21 protein-coding genes, 1 tRNA gene and 1 pseudogene are annotated in these 19689 nt (G+C 59.9%); 5 read left to right on the top strand and 18 right to left on the bottom strand.

Annotated features, from left to right (window positions below; all coding sequences use genetic code 11):
• Positions 1-7 precede the first annotated feature (7 nt).
• Positions 8-454: a hypothetical protein gene (locus EV660_RS07770; protein WP_100319169.1), complete on the top strand. Its 447-nt coding sequence runs from the start codon at positions 8-10 to the stop codon at positions 452-454.
• Positions 455-1081: 627 nt separating this feature from the next.
• Here EV660_RS07770 and EV660_RS07765 read toward each other — a convergent pair.
• The 3 genes from EV660_RS07765 to EV660_RS07755 form a co-directional block, all read right to left on the bottom strand.
• Complete coding sequence (locus EV660_RS07765; protein ID WP_071481110.1) at positions 1082-1399, bottom strand: type II toxin-antitoxin system RelE/ParE family toxin; 318 nt, start codon at positions 1397-1399, stop codon at positions 1082-1084.
• 4 nt (positions 1400-1403) lie between these two features.
• Positions 1404-1658 carry a ribbon-helix-helix domain-containing protein gene (locus EV660_RS07760; RefSeq protein WP_071481109.1) on the bottom strand — a complete coding sequence of 85 codons (255 nt, stop codon included), beginning with the start codon at positions 1656-1658 and terminating at the stop codon, positions 1404-1406.
• Positions 1659-1741: 83 nt separating this feature from the next.
• The gene (locus tag EV660_RS07755; RefSeq protein WP_375781714.1) at positions 1742-1951 is read right to left on the bottom strand and encodes a hypothetical protein; all 210 of its coding nucleotides are present in this window, start codon (positions 1949-1951) and stop codon (positions 1742-1744) included.
• Between EV660_RS07755 and EV660_RS07750 the strand changes: the two are divergent.
• Positions 1927-2457, top strand: a pseudogene (locus EV660_RS07750) (recombinase family protein); the annotation flags it as partial. The gene EV660_RS07755 and the pseudogene EV660_RS07750 overlap by 25 nt on opposite strands.
• Before the next feature lie 153 nt (positions 2458-2610).
• Here the strand turns inward: EV660_RS07750 and EV660_RS07745 are convergent.
• The 5 genes from EV660_RS07745 to argS all read right to left on the bottom strand — a co-directional run bounded on the left by EV660_RS07745 (position 2611) and on the right by argS (position 7792).
• Positions 2611-2700, bottom strand: a tRNA-Ser gene (locus EV660_RS07745).
• A gap of 88 nt (positions 2701-2788) precedes the next feature.
• Positions 2789-3673, bottom strand: coding sequence for a LysR family transcriptional regulator (locus EV660_RS07740; RefSeq protein ID WP_071481106.1), 885 nt, complete (start codon positions 3671-3673; stop codon positions 2789-2791).
• Between the two features lie 22 nt (positions 3674-3695).
• Positions 3696-4715, bottom strand: a complete 1020-nt coding sequence (gene nagZ / locus EV660_RS07735) for a beta-N-acetylhexosaminidase (RefSeq protein ID WP_071481105.1) — start codon at positions 4713-4715, stop codon at positions 3696-3698.
• Positions 4712-5587 carry an SPOR domain-containing protein gene (locus tag EV660_RS07730; RefSeq protein WP_071481104.1) on the bottom strand — a complete coding sequence of 292 codons (876 nt, stop codon included), beginning with the start codon at positions 5585-5587 and terminating at the stop codon, positions 4712-4714. The genes nagZ and EV660_RS07730 overlap by 4 nt, the downstream gene beginning before the upstream one ends.
• Positions 5588-6046: 459 nt before the next feature.
• Complete coding sequence (gene argS, locus EV660_RS07725; protein WP_071481103.1) at positions 6047-7792, bottom strand: arginine--tRNA ligase; 1746 nt, start codon at positions 7790-7792, stop codon at positions 6047-6049.
• A gap of 125 nt (positions 7793-7917) precedes the next feature.
• Between argS and EV660_RS07720 the strand changes: the two genes are divergently transcribed.
• A complete protein-coding gene (locus EV660_RS07720; protein ID WP_071481102.1) occupies positions 7918-8868 on the top strand; it encodes a Gfo/Idh/MocA family protein in 951 nt (316 codons plus the stop codon).
• A 104-nt stretch (positions 8869-8972) separates the two neighbouring features.
• On the opposite strand, the gene EV660_RS07715 is transcribed toward EV660_RS07720, so the two are convergent.
• The gene (locus tag EV660_RS07715) at positions 8973-9440 is read right to left on the bottom strand and encodes a hypothetical protein (RefSeq protein WP_071481101.1); all 468 of its coding nucleotides are present in this window, start codon (positions 9438-9440) and stop codon (positions 8973-8975) included.
• A 210-nt stretch (positions 9441-9650) separates the two neighbouring features.
• Between EV660_RS07715 and EV660_RS07710 the strand changes: the two genes are divergently transcribed.
• Entirely contained in the window at positions 9651-10079 is a 429-nt protein-coding gene (locus EV660_RS07710; RefSeq protein ID WP_071481100.1) for a SufE family protein, read from the top strand.
• Positions 10080-10272: 193 nt separating this feature from the next.
• Positions 10273-11202 (top strand): ACP S-malonyltransferase, encoded by a 930-nt coding sequence (gene fabD / locus EV660_RS07705; protein WP_071481099.1) that lies wholly within the window; start codon positions 10273-10275, stop codon positions 11200-11202.
• An 83-nt stretch (positions 11203-11285) separates the two neighbouring features.
• Here fabD and EV660_RS07700 read toward each other — a convergent pair whose 3' ends face one another.
• From EV660_RS07700 to EV660_RS07660, 9 genes are all read right to left on the bottom strand, one after another.
• The gene (locus EV660_RS07700; RefSeq protein WP_071481098.1) at positions 11286-11846 is read right to left on the bottom strand and encodes a lipid-binding SYLF domain-containing protein; all 561 of its coding nucleotides are present in this window, start codon (positions 11844-11846) and stop codon (positions 11286-11288) included.
• Between the two features lie 121 nt (positions 11847-11967).
• Positions 11968-12966, bottom strand: a complete 999-nt coding sequence (gene hemB / locus EV660_RS07695) for a porphobilinogen synthase (RefSeq protein WP_071481097.1) — start codon at positions 12964-12966, stop codon at positions 11968-11970.
• 71 nt (positions 12967-13037) lie between these two features.
• Entirely contained in the window at positions 13038-13967 is a 930-nt protein-coding gene (locus tag EV660_RS07690) for an AEC family transporter (RefSeq protein WP_071481096.1), read from the bottom strand.
• 1 nt (position 13968) lies between these two features.
• Entirely contained in the window at positions 13969-14766 is a 798-nt protein-coding gene (locus EV660_RS07685) for an MBL fold metallo-hydrolase (protein ID WP_071482189.1), read from the bottom strand.
• The gene (locus EV660_RS07680) at positions 14766-15551 is read right to left on the bottom strand and encodes a TatD family hydrolase (RefSeq protein WP_071481095.1); all 786 of its coding nucleotides are present in this window, start codon (positions 15549-15551) and stop codon (positions 14766-14768) included. The genes EV660_RS07685 and EV660_RS07680 overlap by 1 nt, the downstream gene beginning before the upstream one ends.
• A 20-nt stretch (positions 15552-15571) precedes the next feature.
• Entirely contained in the window at positions 15572-16681 is a 1110-nt protein-coding gene (locus EV660_RS07675) for a DNA polymerase III subunit delta' (protein WP_071481094.1), read from the bottom strand.
• The gene (tmk, locus tag EV660_RS07670) at positions 16678-17325 is read right to left on the bottom strand and encodes a dTMP kinase (RefSeq protein WP_071481093.1); all 648 of its coding nucleotides are present in this window, start codon (positions 17323-17325) and stop codon (positions 16678-16680) included. The genes EV660_RS07675 and tmk overlap by 4 nt, the downstream gene beginning before the upstream one ends.
• Entirely contained in the window at positions 17322-18512 is a 1191-nt protein-coding gene (locus EV660_RS07665; protein WP_071481092.1) for a D-alanyl-D-alanine carboxypeptidase family protein, read from the bottom strand. The genes tmk and EV660_RS07665 overlap by 4 nt, the downstream gene beginning before the upstream one ends.
• Before the next feature lie 29 nt (positions 18513-18541).
• Positions 18542-19519: an SPOR domain-containing protein gene (locus EV660_RS07660; protein WP_071481091.1), complete on the bottom strand. Its 978-nt coding sequence runs from the start codon at positions 19517-19519 to the stop codon at positions 18542-18544.
• Positions 19520-19689: the final 170 nt, after the last annotated feature.

Raw genomic sequence — 19689 nt, 5'->3', positions numbered from 1 at the left:
AGCTGCGATGAAACTTTCCCGTAGATCGACCCTCACAGTAATTGCCGGCGGCGTGATTGGCGGCGTCGCGCTCGCCACGGGTGCGGGTGTGATGCATGTCGCACTTCATGATGAGGATCTTGTGAAGGCGGTATTGGAACGGCATTTTGGCCAGTTCACAATGGAACGTGCAGATGTCGCGGCCTTCCTTTCAGATTTTCTGGATCTGCAACATGGGCGCTTCCCACCGGCAAAGCTGGCCATGATCTACGGTGCCGCGGAGCGTTTGAATCTGATGGGGCCCTTGCATCTGGTTTTGCCGGGCGCACGGGGGGATAGTCTTCAAGAATTTGAAAGGCATCTTGTTGCGGCGTTCCTGTCGCAAACAGATTTCATGTTTCGCACTGATCTGTCAGAGCCGGTAAAATACCTTGGCGCCGAGGCTTGCATGAACCCCTTCGCGCAGTTGGTTTGATCAAACAGAGCTGTCCTTTGCGCGGATCGTGTCGGTTTCATCATGACACGCGCAACCAGATCAGACCGGGACGGATGATCCGTGGAATTGTCTCGCCATAAGTGGGGCAGTTCCGCTTTTCAATCAGGGCAATCAGTGATGTAGCCTTGGGCGTGGGCCAGGGGAGTCGGGGCTGATGGTCTGACAAATAACCTAAATTTATCTTCAAGGGGCGGGATGGATCGTCGGGCGTATCTGTCGGTCCTGACTCCGTGCTGGTGGACGCCAGTACCGTTCGGGTGCATATGGCAATTACAAAGAGGCTCTCGTGTGGAGCGAAAAAAAGCGGTAAAAACATCGGCGTAGTGGTCTGAACCAAAGCTGCGCAGTCATCAGGTCCGGAGAATATCGGCCCTGAGAGACCGCCTTCGGGCCTTCTGGCGCCAAGGCCAGTGCTCAGCCCCTCCTGCATAACCCTTGAAAACAAAGGAAAAATCCGGCCGCAGCCGAATGGGGAGAACGCTTTCGCGGGGGCAGGTGGCGGAGGAAGTGTAACAAATGCCAAACTCTCTCCCGTGCCAGTGTCCGCCCTAGCGTGTTGGTTGCGAAACCATGCGCAAATCTGACGGACCTTGGAAAATCGGTTTGTCAGCCTGGGCCAAAGTCATCCCGAAAGCGGTCGATTTGGTGCATGCGTTCATGCAGGATGGTCACGATCCCGATGTCGCCATTCGAGAGATGCGGCCAGTACACGAAATGGCGCTCGTATCGAAAGAAGAACCCTTCGACGCCGAACTCTGCCGGGATGGGCTTTGATGCGACCCCGTGAGCTGCAATCCTCTCGAAGGCTGCGAACAGGCCGGTGATGTATGTCTCGGCTTGCGCATCACCCCACCTGTCGCGGGTGTAACGGTAGATGTCGTCGAGGCGATGGGACGCCCCTTCCTGGATGCGAATGGCGGGCACCGGGTCAGCCCCGGTTCCGCGCGATCACCTCTGCCGCAGTCAGCGGCTTGTATGTCTCCTCCGGAGCAGCAAAGGCATGGGTCAACTCTGCCTTCAACCTGTTTAAGGCCTCGGCCTCAACCCGCTCCTTATCACGCCGGATCAAGTCGCGGATGTACTCGCTGACGTTCTCATAGGACCCCTCATCGCCAACATTGGCCGAGACGAAGTCGCTCAAGGCTCCACCGATGCGGACGGTCATTGTGGTCGTTCGGGACATGGCGCTGCACCTCTCATCTCGTGCGTATTCAATATAACCAAAAAAGCACACAAAACAAGCTGTCATACCCCTTGCCGACCCCGTCAATCGTCTGGATCTTCGACAACGTGGCGGCCCGCAAGGGCAAGCAACACGTACAGCACGGCATCCGAGTGACGCGTGAGAGCGATCAGATGGTCACCGCTTGGCCCCCGCTCGCCCGAGAACCAGTATTTCACGGTGCGCTCGCTGGCGCCCGTCCAGCGCATGGCCATCTTGATCGCGCGATGTGTTTCGCCCAGTTCCTCGTGCAAAGCCCGCGCCTCCGCTGTTCGATGCCGCCGCCCGCGGACTGCAGATCCTGCGCGTGTTCGAGGATTCAGGACGTTCCGGGCTGCGGCTCGACGGGCGGGAAGCGATGCAGAACCTGATGGCCGAGGTTCAATCCGGCCAGGCCAACTTCAAGGCGATTCTTGTCTATGACTTCAGCCGCCGGGGGCGGTTTCAGGATGCCGACGAGGGCGCCTACCACGAGCATTTGTTCACGCGCCGGGATCCGGGTCGACTACTGCGGCGAGCAGTTCGAAAATGACGGCAGCATCGGCTCGAACCTTCTGAAACAGTCAAACGGGTGATGGCGGGCGAATACAGCCGCGAGCTATCGGTCAAGGTCTTCGCCGGACAGTGCCGCCTCGTGGAACTCGGCTGTCGACAGGGCGGCGCAGCGGGCTACAGGCTACGGCGCGTGCTGATCGACGAGCACGGCAATCCGAAGGGCGAGCTGTCGCGCGGTGAGCAGAAAAGGCTGCAGACCGACCGCGACAGGTCCAGGTCCGGAGAATATCGGCTCGGAGAAACCGCTTCCGGGCCTCCTGGCGCGGGGGCCGGTGCTCAGCCCCTCCCGCATAACCCTCGAAAACAAAGGAAAAATCCGGCCGCAGCCGGATCGGGAGAACGCTTTCGCGGGGGCAAGTGGCGGAGACGATGGGATTCGAACCCACGAGACCCTTTCGGGCCTACTCCCTTAGCAGGGGAGCGCCTTCGACCACTCGGCCACGTCTCCGTCGCCTCGTTTAATGATGTCGTGGCAGCCCCGCAAGGGGAAAATGGTCCTGATTTCAGATAGGTTTTGAACGCGGGTTTGATCCGGTTCAGTTTTGCGCAACGGTCAGGCCAGTTACATGCGCGCGCAACAGATTTGCACAGGCCTGAACCTTGGGGCTGCGATGCAGGTCAACATGAGTGACAAGCCATAAATCTGTGCCCCACTCTGCACGCGGGCCCATGATCTGTTGCAATCCCTCTGCCTCTCCTTGCCCGACAGGAAGGAAACCCATGCCCAGACCTGCCGAGATAGCGGCCACGCGGGTCGCATGATCGTTGCTTTGCATCACAACGCGCCTGCCATGTTCGGCAAGCCATTGATCATAGGGTGTCCGGCTGTCCTTGTCGCCTGAGGAAATGAAATCCTGATCGCGCAGATCCTCGTCGGTCTGCGCAGTCCCTTTGCGTTCGACATACTCGGCACTTGCATAGAGCGCGACCGACAGCGCGCCGAGGCTCTGAACCACATTGTCCGGCTCTTGTGGTTTTGAGCCTGCGCGAATGGCGACATGCGCCTCGCCATATTCCAGCCGCAACACGCGCGCTTCTGTCCGCAAGCAGGGCCTCAGGGACGGGTATTCACGCATCATCCGGGCAATGGCGGGTAACAGAAGGGTACTGAGTTCGGGGATCGTGGTGATGATCATCTGCCCCGAGATCCTCTCTTGCATGTCTTGCAGCCGGGCCGCCAGCTGCTCGAACCGTTTTTCGGTTTCGGCGGCAGTCTCAAAAAGGGCGCGCCCGGCTTCGGTCGGGGTATAGCCCTTGGCATGGCGCTGGAACAGTTTGACGCTGACGCGATCTTCGAGTGCGTCAATATGGCGGATCACGGTCGCATGATGGACACGCAGTGTCGCTGCAGCACCGCTGACCGTCCCGGCACGCGCGACATGCAGGGCGGTTCGCAACTCGTCCCAAGGCTCTAGTCCCATCCTGACTCCATTCCCGGTTTGGTCAAATTCTTGCTGTGTTCCGCCACGCTGTCAGTGTAGCATATTCTGTATCAAGTGCGTCGAGATCGCAGGTTTCCGCAGGGCGACGCTGCGACAGGGCCGCATTGGAACGTGCAAGTGAGGCATCGTCCAGCAGGGGACAGATGTCTGCCAGCGCTGTCATTTCGTGCAAATCACCGTTGCAATGCAATACAAGGTCACACCCCGCAGACAAGGCAGTATCCGCGCGTTGAACAACCGGGCCGTCAAGCGCCTGCATTGATATGTCATCCGTCATCAGCAAGCCCTGAAACCCAATCTCCTCTCGGATCAAGCGGATCATGGTCGGGGACAATGTCGCCGGTTGGGTTGGGTCGATATCCTTGAACAGCAGATGCGCAGTCATCCCAAGCGGGAGGTTTGCGAGCCCGCGAAACGCCGCGAAATCACTCTGCGCCAATTCCGCATGAGACGCAGAAATAACCGGCAGGTCGAGATGGCTGTCCGCTTGTGCGCGCCCATGCCCCGGAATGTGTTTCAGCACAGGCAGAACTCCGCCAGCGATCAACCCGCGCGCCATTGCAAGAGCATTTGCCACAACCTGAGCAGGTTCGGTGCCATAACAGCGATTCTGCAGCACCGGGTGCGTGTGGTCAGTCGCGATATCGGCCAGTGGCGCGCAGTTGACGTCAATGCCGCAGGCACGCAGTTCTGATGCGATAAGCCTGCCGCGTAGATACATCGCGCGCGCGGGGTCGTGCGCGCGCTGGCATTGCTCAAGCGCGGGCGGCCAGTCACGCCAGTGGGGTGAGCGCATCCGCTGAACGCGGCCGCCTTCCTGATCTATCAATATTGGTAGATCGCGCCCCACGGCATCGCGCAACTCTGATGTCAGCGCCCAGAGCTGTTGCGGGTCAGCGATGTTGCGCGCGAAAAGAATCGCGCCCCAAGGCTGCGCCTTTGCGAACAGCTTGCGTTCCTCAGGCGAAAGGCGCAGGCCAGCGCAGCCAAAAATGACGGCGCGCGCGGGGGGCCGGCTCATCGAATCAGGACCGGGATACAATCAATTTGCTGATCGACAAGGGCAGAGCAGAACCGCCTTGCGTCACGTTCATCTTCAAACCCATGCGCGCGCAGTCGGTAAAAGACGGATCCGCCACTTTGCGCGGCCTCGATCACGCGGCCACGGTCGTCCAGCAGCGGCGAAAACCTGCGTGCAAGCTGGTCCCAAGCCGCCCGTGCGCTGCTTGCATCATCATAGGCACCAAGCTGCACCAGTCGTGTGCCCGGCCCAAGGGATGCGGGGTCCACGTCAATATCGCGGACAGTGCCTATTCCGGCTGCCACACTCATGGCGACCGAAGCGGCCAGATCATCGCCAGAAGCCGCACCATTCGAGCGGGCAGGGGATGCCACAGCGGCAGTCCGGGCTTGTGCGATGACGTCTGAATTCCGGCTTGGGGGCCGCGGCGAGGACGTGACTGCACGACGCGTGGCCGACACGATGCCCAGTGGTTCAGCGCTGGGTTCAGACGAGTCGAGCGCCTGTTGCAACGCCACCTGAATAGGTTGCATTTCGTCCGACAGAACTTCTCGCACCGGGGGGGCGGGCGTATCTTGTGTTGGCACAATGTCATCTGCGGCGAGTTCCGGCGAAGGCGGTGCAAGAATAATGTCGCCCGTGGCGATGGCATCGGTTGAGGCCGCAAGCTCGTTTACGGACAGGCCTTGATGTGCTGCCTGGCGTCCACCGGGGTTTTCGGGGGCAACCCGCAGCGGACCTTCAAGCGCGCGCACAACTGGCACGCCAGCCACATCGCGCTGCATCAACTGCCAGACCCAAGCTGCCGTTCCGATCATCAATGCGAGGGACAGGACCGCGCCCAAACTGTGCAGGACAGCCTTGGTCTGCATGCCACGAGATCGTGGAAGGCGCGTACCCGAAGCAGACCATGCGTTGTGGGCGTAAGACTGGTTCTGGCTGAGATGGGATGGCCGACTCAGCCTTGGCTCTGGTGCGTTATAATACCTGTTCTGATCGGAATAAGATGGCGCGTATTGGCCAGAAGAATAAGGCTGATCAGGATAGGGAGAGCCGAAATCTGGCGGGCCAAAGCCTTGCGAGTCCGCGTGCCATGATGCTTGCGTCGGCTGTGACCGAGCGCCCCAAGCTGAAAATTCTCTGCTCTCTTTCATGCCAACCTCACTGTTGCCCGGCGCAATCCTGCGACCGGACACACAATTTGAACGTATTTGGCAGCATGCCTGCTCGACATTGCCATCCATAGTGCCGCATTTTGCGGCTTTTTATAATTTCGCCCGCGACATCAGTTGCCGCAGGCATAAAGTATCTGACACCAGCGCGTAACGTCTTCAGCGCATTTCTTCGACTGGTGTGACACCCAAGATAGCAAGACCGGCAGAAATCGCAACGCCTGTGGCACGCGCAAGCGCAAGTTTTGCAGAAGTTGTTGCCGGATCGCCCTCTTGGACGAAACGCAAAGCCGGGATGTCATTGCCCCGATTCCACAATCCGTGGAATTCTGCGGCCAGCTCTGACAGATAGGCCGCGATGCGATGCGGCTCTTGTGTGCGGGCGGCAAGCTCTACAATTCGGGGCCATTCAGCCAGTTTGCGCATCATCGCAAGCTCTGCCTCGTGGTCCAGCCTGGCGATCGTCGCCTGCGACAGGGCCGCGTCTGACGTGTCGATCCCGGACTCGGCAGCCTTGCGCAGCACCGAACACACGCGTGCATGGGCATATTGAACATAGAAAACCGGGTTGTCCTTGGACTGTTCCAGAACCTTGTCGAAATCGAAATCCAGCGTTGCGTCATTCTTGCGTGTCAACATGACGAAACGGGTCACATCGGCGCCCACTTCCTCGACAACATCGCGCAGGGTCACAAATGTGCCCGCGCGTTTCGACATCTTGAACGGCTCGCCATTCTTGTAAAGCTTCACAAGCTGGATCAGCTTGATATCCAGCGGCACCTGCCCATCCGACAGCGCCGAGACGGCTGCTTTCATCCGCTTGACATAGCCACCATGATCTGCGCCGAAAATGTCGATCAGCATGTCAAAGCCGCGCGTGATCTTGTTGTAATGATAAGCTATATCCGGCGCAAAGTAGGTCCAGGCCCCATCCGATTTCTTGATCGGACGATCGACATCGTCGCCATGCGCGGTCGAGCGGAACAAGGTTTGCTCGCGCGGCTCCCAATCCTCTGGCGTCTTGCCTTTGGGCGGTTCAAGAACGCCCTCATAAATCAAACCCTGCGCGCTAAGCCGTTCGATTGCCGCTTCGATTTCGCCCGTGCCGTAAAGCGCTTTTTCACTGGAATACACATCCATCCTGACACCAAGCGCTGCCAGATCCTCGCGGATCATGATCATCATGCGCTCAGTCGCAAAATTACGCACGGTTTCCAGCCAGACGGATTCCGGCTTGTCAAGGAACCGGTCGCCAAATTCCGCCTTCAGCGCCTCGCCGACCTCGATCAGGTATTCGCCGGGGTAGAGCCCTTCGGCAATTTCGGGCGACATGCCATGCGCTTCGCGGTAGCGTTCATATGCGGAACGCGCCAGCACATCAACCTGCGCGCCACCATCGTTGATGTAATACTCGCGTGTCACGTCATAGCCCGCGAACGCCAGCAGGTTTGACAGCGCATCGCCCACAACGGCCCCGCGCGTGTGGCCTACATGCATCGGTCCGGTGGGGTTGGCCGAGACAAACTCGACATTGACCCGAAGGTTCTGTCCCATCGCGGAGCGCCCGAAATCATTGCCCTGCGCGAGGGCTGTGGCGACGATCCCTTGCCAGACAGACGGCGCAAGGCGCAAGTTCAAAAAGCCGGGCCCTGCCACTTCGGCTGCCGCAATGCGATCATCATTCAGCAGTTGCGCGACCAGCGCATCGGCAATCTCTCTTGGTTTCAGGCCGGCGGGCTTGGCCAGCACCATTGCGGCATTGGTGGCCATGTCGCCATGGGCCGCATCGCGGGGCGGCTCGACTGCGACATTGGCAAAATCAAGCCCGGCGGGCAGGGCGCCGTCACGTACCATCGCGTCAAGGCAGGCAATGACAAGCGTGCGAATATCAGAAAACAGGTTCATCGCGTCCGTCCTTTTTGTTGCCTTTGCCCTACGCCGCGACTGCGCGCGCGTCAATGGGGGCGCGGGGGTTGCAGCGGCGCAACGCGGGTGTAAGGTAGCGCTACCAAAAGCAGGGAGGGCAGAGGATGCGTTGGGGAATACTGGGTGCAGCCAAGATTGCGCGGACAGATCTGGCCCCGGCCATTCAGCTTGCGCGCGGGGCCGAACTGGTGGCGGTTGCCACGCGCGACCCGGCCCGTGCGGCCCCGTTTCAGGCACTTGTGCCCGGTCTGCGCGTGCATGACAGCTATCAGGCCCTGCTTGATGACCCGACTGTGGATGCGGTCTATATTCCACTGCCGAACCACCTGCATGTCGAATGGTCTGTCAGGGCGGCAGAGGCAGGCAAACATGTATTGTGCGAAAAGCCCATCGCGCTAGAGGCCGGGCAGGTTGATACGCTGATTGCCACGCGCGAGAAGACGGGCAAGCTGATTGCAGAGGCCTTCATGGTCGCCCATCACCCGCAATGGGAACGCGTGCGCACACTTCTGGCGGATGGGGTGATCGGCAAGTTGGAACATGTTGAGGGCAGCTTCACCTATACCAACCGCGACCTGAGCAATATCCGACACAGCGCCGAGATGGGCGGTGGCGGGCTGCGGGATGTCGGGGTCTATCCCTGTATCACCACCCGTATGGTGACCGGGGCCGAGCCTGAGAGGCTGCTCGCAGATATAAGGTTTCAGAACGGGGTTGATATCTTCGCCCGTGTTTGGGCCGATTTTCCGGGATTCACCATGTCATTCTATTGCGGCATGATGCAGGCGCGGCGTCAGCAAATGGTGTTTCACGGGCAGGATGGCTGGATCACCATGTCTGCGCCGTTCAATGGCCCGGTTTACGGCGATACCTGTGTTGAATGGAAGGCGGGCGACACTGTGCAGGTCGAACGGTTCAACAACGTCAACCAATATGCCTTGATGATCGAGGCATTTGTTGACAGTGCACGCAATGGCTCGCCCTTTGCCTGTCCGTTGGAAATGTCACGCGGAAACCAGGCCATGATTGACGCCATTTTTGAGAATGCGCGCTAATCTGAGGGTGTCCGTGACCAGCAGGTCAGCGTCAGCCCGCTTTTTTGCGCAAAACACATGACAAGCCCGGAACGGGGGCAGGGCGGATAACGCTGCAGCCGTGTTCAGCGCGCGACGCTGCGCTGGTTCTGCGCGCCACGCACGACAATACTGCGAACCCCGGCAAGCCTACTGTTTGACAGCTTTACCCCTGCGGTCACTGTGCGAGATGCTTCGGTGGAAACGCCCGTAGGACCGCGCGGCGCAGCTACCACAAACTCATAGACGAGCGCGCCGTCGATGGGGCGTTCGTCATTGAGGGGGCGCAATTCCACGTCCCACCATCCTTGTGTCGCGGTAACACCGCTGGCGCGCACCAGCGCTCCACCAGTTGTCGCGATTACTTCCAGATCCGTGACCACCGTGACCAATGCACGGTTGTCCACTTCGCCACCCCAACCGCCCCGAGGGGCCAATGTCTCTGTGCTCTCGCGGCCAAACCAGTTCATCGGGTTCAAGCGGGAGTCCCGGACGGACCCACAGGCACCGAGTGCGAGCACCAAGGCCAAAGCGGCAAGGACGGGCTTTTGCATTCGGGGTTCCTCTCGGTGTGTCAGAAGAAAACTGTTTCTCTTGGGTTAGCGTAATCCGGCGGCTTTGAAAAGTGCCCAGCACAGTAACAGACCACGCCTGACGCAAATTGAAGGTGCGGCACCGCCTGCGTGTGGCAAAGCATCGCTTCGGGCTGGACCTTTCGGGCAAGGCGGCTTAGCTCTGTCAGGGGTTAGAGAGAGGCAAACATCATGGCGACCGAAGCCTTCGAAGAGATCGCGGAAACCTTTGACTTTCTGGATGATTGGGAAGATCGCTACCGCCATGTCATAGAGCTTGGCCGCGCAATGCCATCGATGGAAGAGGCGCTGAAGACGCCGTTCACCAAGGTCGATGGCTGTGCCAGCCAAGTCTGGATTCAGCCTGCTCTGGACGGCGATGGCCCTGACGCTCGCTTTGACTTCAAAGGGGACAGCGATGCCATGATTGTTCGCGGGCTTATTGCCGTGCTTCATGCGCTTTATTCTGGCCTTACCGTGCAGCAGGTCGCAAAAGTGGATGCTTTGGCAGAGCTTGGGCGGCTGGGGCTGGACGAACATCTGTCCTCACAACGCTCTAACGGGTTGCGCGCGATGATCGTGCGCATCCAATCCGTCGCGGCGCAATCGGCAGGCCAATAGCTTTTTGGATATACCGCGCAAGACGCCAGATATGCTGGCCGCGATTTTTGGGTTGGGCGCTGCTGTGTTGACCTGATTTCCGCCGGTAAATCTGCGGCCCGGTGCCTGTGGTTGGTCATTCGTCGGCGCGATACTTGCGCAGGGGCGGTCTTTGCGGCATGTGGTCCCAAGATTTTCAAGGTTGGAGAGCAAGATGAGCCGCGCATTCGTTTTTCCGGGACAAGGGGCACAAACCATTGGCATGGGCCAAGCCCTCGCTCAGGCATATCCGGCGGCAAAAGCCGTTTTCGAAGAAGTTGACGATGCGTTGGGCGAAAGCCTTTCAAGCCTGATCTGGGATGGTGATATTGCAGATCTGACCCTGACAGCCAATGCGCAGCCCGCCTTGATGGCAACATCGCTTGCCGCGTTGCGCGCATTGGAATCCGAAGGCGTGTCGCTGGATGATGCCGCTTTCGTGGCGGGGCATTCCCTTGGCGAATATTCCGCCTTGGCCGCATCCGGCGCTTTGGGCATTTCAGATGCGGCGCGGCTTTTGCGTATCCGGGGACGCGCGATGCAAGAAGCTGTTCCTGTGGGCGAGGGGGCGATGGCTGCAATTCTGGGGCTGGATCTTGCCGCGGTCGTCGAAGTCGCGCTGGAGGCCGCGCAGGGTGATGTGTGTCAGGCCGCGAATGACAATGACCCGTCTCAGGTCGTTGTGTCGGGACATAAAGCAGCGGTCGAGCGTGCTGTTGAAATCGCAAAAGAGCGTGGTGCGAAACGCGCGGTTCTGTTACCCGTCTCAGCGCCGTTTCATTGTGCTCTGATGCAGCCCGCAGCCGACCGCATGGCCGAAGCTTTGGCAGATGTGGCGCTTGCAGCGCCGCGCGTGCCGCTGGTTGCCAATGTCCTGGCCGAAGCCGTGAGCGATGCTGAAACCATTCGGCGTTTGTTGGTTCAACAGGTGACAGGCGCGGTGCGCTGGCGCGAGTCTGTGGTCTGGATGGCTGCGCAAGGTGTGACCGAGTTCTGGGAAATTGGCGCAGGAAAAGCCCTGTCAGGGCTGATCAAACGCAGCGCAAAAGGCACCGGAACCCGTAATTTTGGCACGCCCGAGGATATTGCTTCGCTAAAGGCGTGACAGTCGCAAGTGTGCGCAGAGGCCGCAGCGCGGTCAGCTTTTTTAACGCTCTCCCGTGTTTCAACACGGGAGAGCGTTTTTGCTTAGGGAATGATGCGCGAGTATTTCACACCGGCCAGTGAGGCCCCGGCAAGAATGCCGGACTGGCCAAACACGACAGCGATCACAGGCGCGAACTGGGTCGTTGTCTCTGTCCCCATTGAACCGCCTTGTGTGGGGGTTGCATAGCGCAGATCAGCACTGGCTGCCCAGCCGGGGGAATACCGGAAGTCTGACAAGGCCTGTTCCGTCATGAAGAAAAGCGCATGGGCGTATTGCTGTGCGCCAGCTTGCAGGCCAAAGCTGGCACGCGTGGCGGAATAGTAGTCTACGGTTGCGTCATTGATGCGCAAGGCACCCCGACCATAGGCCCCACCGACAAAAAGCCCCGCCTCGGTGACCACCGGGATATAAAGAATACCGCGCGAATTTTGAAACAATTCTTCTAAACCGCCAAAATTGTTTCGCAAATAGTCACGTGCGGCATCTACGCGTGCGTCAAGCTCTGATGCGCCCTCTCCACCAATCGGGTTTGCGCAGGCCGCAAGTGTTGCGATACCCGCCAATCCAGACAGCGTGAAGGCGCGCCGGTTTATATGTGTCATGCTCTGCCTCTTTTATTTTGGCGCATTACCGCGCGATTTTTTCCGCTATTTTACAGCGAAAACCATGACATGTCACCTTTTTAGGTAACTGAGGGTCAAAACTGGGCGTGGTCTTGCCGGTTCAGCCTTGGCCGTGCAGCGCCGCAGCAATGCGCGGTGCGAAATAGGTCAGCACACCATCGCAGCCTGCACGCTTGAAAGCCATCATGCTTTCCAGCATCACCTTGTCGCCATCCAGCCAGCCATTTTGTGCTGCCGCCATCAGCATCGCATACTCACCAGACACCTGATAGGCAAATGTCGGGCGCGCGAAGCGGTCCTTGACTGCGCGGCAAATGTCCAGATAGGGCATTCCGGGCTTGACCATGACCATATCGGCCCCTTCTGACAGATCACGTGCTACACAGGCCAGTGCCTCGGATGCATTGGCAGGGTTGATCTGATAGGTCGCCTTGTCGCCCACCAGACGCCCAGAAGCGCCAACTGCGTCGCGGAACGGGCCGTAAAATGCACTGGCAAATTTTGCGGCATAGGACAGGATCGCCACATCGCGATGGCCGACCTCTTCCAGTGCCAGACGCAGCGCCCCGATGCGCCCGTCCATCATGTCCGACGGGCCAAGAATATCCGCCCCCGCTTCGGCCTGCGCAAGGCCCATCTTGACCAGCGCATTCACGGTTTCATCATTGACGATCTCGCCATTCACGACAAAGCCGTCATGGCCATTGGCATTATACGGGTCCAACGCAATATCCGTCATGACCATCAGTTCCGGAAACTCTGCCTTCAGCGCGCGTATGGCGCGGTTGGTCAGGTTTTCGGGATTCCACGCCTCTTCGCATGTCTCCGTGCGCAGCGACGCGTCGGTATAGGGAAACAGGCATATCGCCGGAATGCCCAGCCTGTGCGCTTTCTCGGCGGCGGGCATAAGTCTGTCCAGGGACAGCCGGTTCACGCCGGGCAGTGAGGAAATGGGTTCTTCGATCCCCTCGCCATCTCGGATAAAAACCGGCCAGATCAGGTCGCGCGTGCTCAACCCGTTTTCCTGCACCATCTCGCGCAGGGCATTGGTCCGGCGCAAACGGCGCATGCGGGCGGCAGGAAACGGGGCAGGGGTCATTGTGGCGGCCTTTCAAGGTTTTCCTACTAGGTGCCATGAGGCGGCGTTGAAGAAAAGCCCTGCTTTTGCCCTCAGGGCAGGATTTGCAGCCAGACCCAGCCCGTCACAATCACCCCAGCCGTGCCGATCAGCACCGAAGAGGCGGCAACGCGCTTTGCCCGGCCATAGATATTGGCGAAAACATAGGCATTCACGCCCGGTGCCATTGCTGCTGTAACCACTGCAGAGCGCATGGCCTCTGTGCTCAGGCCCAGTGCATAGGAAAGGCCAAGGGTGATAGCCGGGTGAACCACCAGTGACAGGGCCACGACAAAACCAATGGTGCGCAGATCGCCTTCGGGGCGGTAAAGATACAACACGCCGCCAAGCCCGAACAGCGCGGCAGGCAGGGCTGCGCGTACCATCATGTCCAGCGCCTGATCGACCACTCCGGGCATGGGCAGGCCGGTCAGGTTGACGATGAAGCCAAGGCCAATGGCAATGACCAGCGCATTGCGAAACATTGCAGAGAAAACCCGCGCGGCGCTATCGCGCAACCGCCCGCCGCGATTGCGGATCAATTCCATCGTGGTGATCCCGATTGCGTAGCATATCGGAGAATGGACAGCGATAATCGCATAATTCGGGGCCAGCGCATCTGCCCCATAGGCGCGTTCCGTGATTGGCAGCCCCAAAAGCACCGAGTTGGAGAAGAGCGCGACAAAGCCGATAGCGACGCAATCCTCCCAATCGCGTTTGAAGATCAGCCGCGCCCCCCAGAAGCCAAGCGCAAATCCCGCGACTGCACCAGTGTAGAAGCTGACCAGCAGCCGCCAGTTAAACTCCTGCCCCAGATCCAGCCGGGCAATTGCCACAAACAAAAGACATGGGATCGCAAAGGTCTGGGTGAACCAGACCACCCCATCCACCTGACTGTCAGAAATCAGATTGCGCCAGCGCGCAACATAGCCAAAGCCGATCACAAGAAAGACCGGCAAGATGACATTGGCCAGTGCCTGCATGTTACAGGGGCAATGTCAGCACCATACCGTCATGGGCAGGTGTGACATGCTCTGGGGTTTCAGCGGTGATTGTCGCGTAATCCATGTCGTTATGCATGTTGGTCAGCACGGCGCGCGCGGGCTTTGCCTGCGCGATCCAGTCCAGCGTCATGTCGAGATGGGCATGAGTCGGATGCGGCTTGCGGCGCAAGGCATCAACGATCCACAGATCCAGCCCCTGCAGCATCTGCCAGCTTTCAGGGTAGATCATCACCACATCGGGCGTGTAGGCCAACCCGCCCACGCGAAACCCTAGCGCATCGATGCTGCCGTGGTTCAGCCGCAAGGGGTGCAGTGTCAGCGGGCCGCCAGCACCTTTGATCGTGATCGCGCCATCTATCGTGTGCATGTCAAGAATGGGCGGGTAGGGTGAGCCTGCGGGCTGGATGAACGCATAGCCAAAACGTGAATAAAGCGCCTCTTGTGTGGGGCCATCGGCCCAGACGGGCAGTCTTTCGCGGGTGTTGAAGACGATCTGGCGCAGATCATCGATCCCGTGGACATGATCGGCATGGGAATGTGTGAACACCACAGCATCCAGCCGACCGACGCCTGCATCCAGCAGTTGCGCCCGCATATCGGGCGAGGTGTCGATCAACACCTGAGTGCGCCCGGTATCGCTAACCCGTTCCAACAACAGCGAGCAGCGACGGCGGATGTTGCGCGGATTGGCAGGGTCGCAATTTCCCCAATCTCCGCCAAGGCGCGGCACTCCACCTGACGACCCGCAGCCAAGGATTGTGGCGCGCAATTCAGCCATCATGCAGCCTTCCAGAACAGCCGGTCGAAATTGGCCGAAGTGGCCGCCGCAAAGCTGGCCAGATCCATATCGAACAGATCTGCGCCAACCTGCGCCGTGTGGACAGTGTAGGATGGTTCATTGCGTTTGCCACGGTAGGGGGGCGGGGCCAGATAGGGCGCGTCGGTTTCCATCAGAATACGATCTATCGGGGCAGCCGCGAAAATCTGTCGCAATTCGGTGCTTTTGGGAAAGGCGGCGATGCCCGACATCGACAGGTAAAACCCCAGATCAAGGGCCGCTTCTGCCAGTGCGGCGCTGGAAGAAAAGCAATGCATCACGCAGGTATAGGCCCCTGCGCGGTATTCCTCGGTCAGAATGCGGGCCATATCATCATCTGCATCGCGGGCATGAATGATCAGCGGCAGGCCGGTCTGGCGCGCGGCTTCTATATGCACGCGAAGGCTGTCTTGCTGCACTTTCATGCTGTCAGCCGTGTAATGATAATCCAGTCCAGATTCGCCTATGCCCACCATTTTAGGATGCGCGGCCAGTGCGACCAGTTCCGCGACTGAGACCATTGGCTCGCTGGCAACGCTCATCGGGTGGGTGCCTGCTGCGAAAAACACACCCTCATGAGCCTCTGCTATGGCGCGAACCCGCCCGACCTCGCGCAGTTTGGTGCAGATCGTCACCATACGGGTGACACCGGCCGCGCGTGCACGGGCGATGACATCATCAATCTCGTCAGCCAGTTGAGGAAAGTCGAGATGGCAATGGCTGTCGACGATCTGAGGCAGGGACATGAACTCTCCGGGTATCAGGGTCAGAGGAATTTGCGTGCCTCTGCTTCGGTCTGTAACACCATATCCAGCACCAGTGCGGCAGGGTCAAGGTTGACAGCGCGCCCGTGACGCGCGCGTGCACCCATGCGCTGGCTCAGATCGGCATAAGCGCGGGCTGCACCGGCATGCGGTGCAAGGCGCGAAAATAATGCGGCTTCTCCGGGCACGGCCTCTGGCCCCGGACCGGTGATCCCTGCGCGCGCCAGCCGCGCCATGAACAGGTCAAACAGCGTGAGGATCATGGCAAACCGGGTATCATTGGCCTTGCCTGTGGCGCTTTCAGCAAGGGCAAGTGCGGCTTGCCTGTCCAGTCGCGGCATTCCTTGAAACAGCGCAACAAGCTGGGCATAAATCTCGGCTCCGCCCGCTTGCGCCAGACTGATCGCCGCGCCCACAGATCCACCGGACAATTCCGTCATTGCCGCGCTGTCAGCCTCGACCCCTGCCTGTGCCAGCGCGGCACCCATATCCTGTGCGTCAAGCGGCAACAGGCGCAATTCGCGGCACCGCGACCGGATTGTGGGCAAAAGGCGCGAGGGTTGATGTGCGATCAGCAGCAGGGTTGCATTTGCGGGGGGTTCTTCCAGCGCCTTGAGCAGCGCATTGGCGGCATTGGGGTTCATTTCATCTGCGGCATCGATGATCACAACGCGCCGTCCACCATCGGGTGCACTTAACCCAAAGAACCCTTGCAGCTTACGCATGACATCCACGGTGATGTCGCGCTTGAGGTTGCCTTTGTCATCATGTCCGCGCCGGATGACCAGCAATCCCCCATCCGCGCCCGCGCGCAGACGCCGCGCCACAGGGTGATCTTCGGGAATGTCCAGGCTGTCAGGCTCTGGAGCAGCGAACATCCCTCCATCCTGCGCCGGAGTGGCCAGCAGGAACCGCGAAAGCTTCCACGCAAGTGTCGCCTTGCCCACCCCGCGCGGCCCACATAACAGCCAGCCATGATGCAGCCTGCCGGAATTGAACGCTTGTAGAAAAGCGGCTTCGGCCGCGCTCTGACCATAGAGGACGGGAGTCTCTCTGGGGTGCGGTGCCCCGTCAATCTGGTCGGGCGCAGGCAGGTCTGCGGTCGCGCTCATGCTGCGCGCGCGCGCAGCCAGTCGCGCATCTCTGCCTCGATCTGATCAGCGACAATCTCTGGGGAATGGGCACCGTCAATCACACGGATTCGCTCTGGATGCGCTTGGGCCAGTGCCAGAAAACCGGCGCGCAGCCGGGTTTGAAACTCTGCCCCTAATTCCTCGAAACGGTCCTCGCCCGACTGGCGCGCCAACCCCCGCGCGAGCGCGGCTTGCGGGTCCATGTCGATCAGGAAGGTCAGATCAGGTTCAACCCCGATCACCAGATCATGGAGCTTGTCCACCAGTGGTCGCAGGCTGGCACGTGCAGCCCCCTGATATACGCGCGTGGAATCGGCAAACCTGTCACATATCACTATTTTTCCGGCCTCCAGCGCGGGGCGGATGGTCTTTTCCAGATGGTCGCGCCGCGCCGCGTTGAACAGCAGGATTTCCGTTTCAGGCGACCAGCGGTCCGGATCACCTTCGACCAGCAGGCGGCGAATATCCTCGGCCCCTGCTGCGCCACCCGGTTCACGCGTCAGCACCACGTTATCGCTTTGGGCGCGCAAGCGGTCTGCCAAGGCGCGCGCCTGTGTCGATTTGCCAGACCCGTCGATCCCTTCAAAGCTGACAAAGACGCCTGCGTGAGCTGCCTGTCTCATTCCTGATTCATCGCCTCGCGCGCGGACCCCAGCACCATATTGAACAGGCGCTGCGCCGATGCGGTGGCACGTACGCCAAAGCCCCCCTCTGCCACATCGGCCCCTGCGACCAATGGCAGGCGCGCCTCGCCCATCTCGGGTATATCAACAATCAGCGTTCCAAGGGTCTCGCCCGCGACAATAGGCGCAGGCAAGGGGCTGTCATAGACAACACGCGCTTCAAGCGCACGGGTGCCAATGGCCGGGACCAGTATCTCGGCGCTTTCAGCCAGAACCAGCGGAACCGAATCGCTTTCGCCCAGCCAGACGGGTGCCTCTGCCATAACGGCCCCGACCTCGCCTACACTGACTTTGGCAAATTGGCGAAACGCCCAGTTGATGATCGCTTCAGCTTCCTGCACGCGCGCGCGCTCGCTGTCCAGTCCGCCAAAGGCAAAGACAATCCGCCGATCTCCCTGCCTTACCGACCCGGTCAGCGAATAGCCCGCCGCAGAGGTGAAGCCGGTTTTCAACCCGTCCAGCCCGACACCGGCGCCCAGCAGCGGCACGCGGTTGGGTTGGGTTATGCCATTCCAGGTGAATTCGCGTTCCGCCAGATAGGGGTAATACTGCGGAAAATTGGTGATGATATATTCGGCCAGTATGCCCAGATCACGCTTGGACATCAGATGGTCCGGGTGCGGCCAGCCGGAAGAGTTGGCAAGTGTGGTATTGCGCATCCCCAGTTCACGCGCGCGCCGGGTTGCCAGTTGCGCAAATGCCTCTTCCGTGCCTGCCAGCCCCTCGGCCACAACGACAGTTGCATCATTGCCCGAAAGCACTGCGATGCCGCGGATCAGATCTTCGGCGGTTGGGCGGTCGGTGGGTTCCAGAAACATGCGTGACCCGCCCATCTGATAGGCGCGCTCTGACACGGTGAAGGTTGTATCAAGCGTTGTTCGCCCTTCCTCAATGGCTTCGAACAGCATCAGCAATGTCATGAGCTTGGACATGGAAGCCGGCGGCAAGGGGACATCTGCGGCCTTGTCCAGCAACACTGTGCCCGTGGTCAGGTCGCGCACATAGGCTGAGCTGGCGTTGGTTTCAAAGCCGCCGACAGCCTGGGCCGAGATCTGGTCCGGCAGGCTAATGGCAGCAACCAACGCACCGCAGGAAATGGCAACTGCTTGCCGTAGGGTTCTGTTCATGTCTGTGTTCCCCGAAGCTTGAGTGGCGCTTAGCGGCGCACGGTATAGGCGTCAGTAAAGCCCAACGACTTGACGCGCGCAAGCATCTGGCTTTGTTCGGTCGGTGTTTGCGCCGGGCCGATCACAACGCGCCAGAAGGCGTTGCCCTGTGTTTGCCCTTCGACTGTTCGCGCAGGAAGCCCGGCATCTCGCGCAGTTGCCTCTGCACCGCGTGCATTGGCTTCTACGCTGAAAATACCCAACTGGATGAAGGGGCGTTCCAATGTGCTGGCCGCTTGCGGGGCAGGCTGTGGGGCAGGTTGCGCCGCCGCAGTATCGGGCTGTGGTGCTGCTGCGATCTGGTCATCAAGCGATTGTGTTTCAATCTGGTCTGTTGCAGGCGCTTCTGTGGTGCCGCGCCCGAATATCCGACCGAAAAAGCCACCGCGCGACTGCCGGGTTTCCTGTGACGCCGCCGCGACCATGGGGCCATCTTCTCCGTCGGGTGTTTCGGGGCTGGCAGCTTGCACCTGCTGTGTTTGTTCTGCTTCGGGCTGCCCTGCCGGTCCGGCCTCTGCGGCAGGTGTTGCTGCCGCCGCGATCTGGACTTCTTCGGTTCTCAGGGCCACGACTTCAATCTCTGTCGGTGCGCCAGCAAGAATCCCGATGGCATTTGCCGCCTCTGCAGAGACCTGAAAGGCGGGGCCGGGGTTCATCCGTTCACGCCGGAACAGTGCCCCGATCGTTTCCTGTCCACTGGTCATGTTGCGAATAATCACACGCTCAGGCGTCTTTGCATCGGGATGCGCAACCCATGCGCCACCAAGCGATGGGCGTCCGTCCCAAAGCGCTGGTTCGCGCCGTGAAAATACGCTGGCATCTTCAATGTCGCGCTCGACGATCTGTCCACTGCGCGATGTCGCCGGGTCGGCGCGTGACGACGTGGCGTTTTCGCCATTCATGCAGGCCGCAAGGCCGACACTTGCAACGAGCCCAAGGCCCAGAAACCGAAACGTGACACTGCGCATTCTGCCTCTCTCCGCATTTTGGACGTCCTGATCTGCCGTCAGGTATACACAGACGACCGCCTGTACGGCGCCATCCTACACCAAACATGTGGTTTCAACAGCCCTTAAAGCACGAATGCAACGATCAATGGCGTATTGTAGCGCGGGTGTGATCGGCCTTCGGCGGTGCT

Origin of the sequence: Roseinatronobacter bogoriensis DSM 18756, from assembly GCF_004366635.1 — a bacterium.
GTDB lineage: Bacteria > Pseudomonadota > Alphaproteobacteria > Rhodobacterales > Rhodobacteraceae > Roseinatronobacter > Roseinatronobacter bogoriensis.
This window is presented reverse-complemented; position numbering and strand designations above follow the sequence as displayed.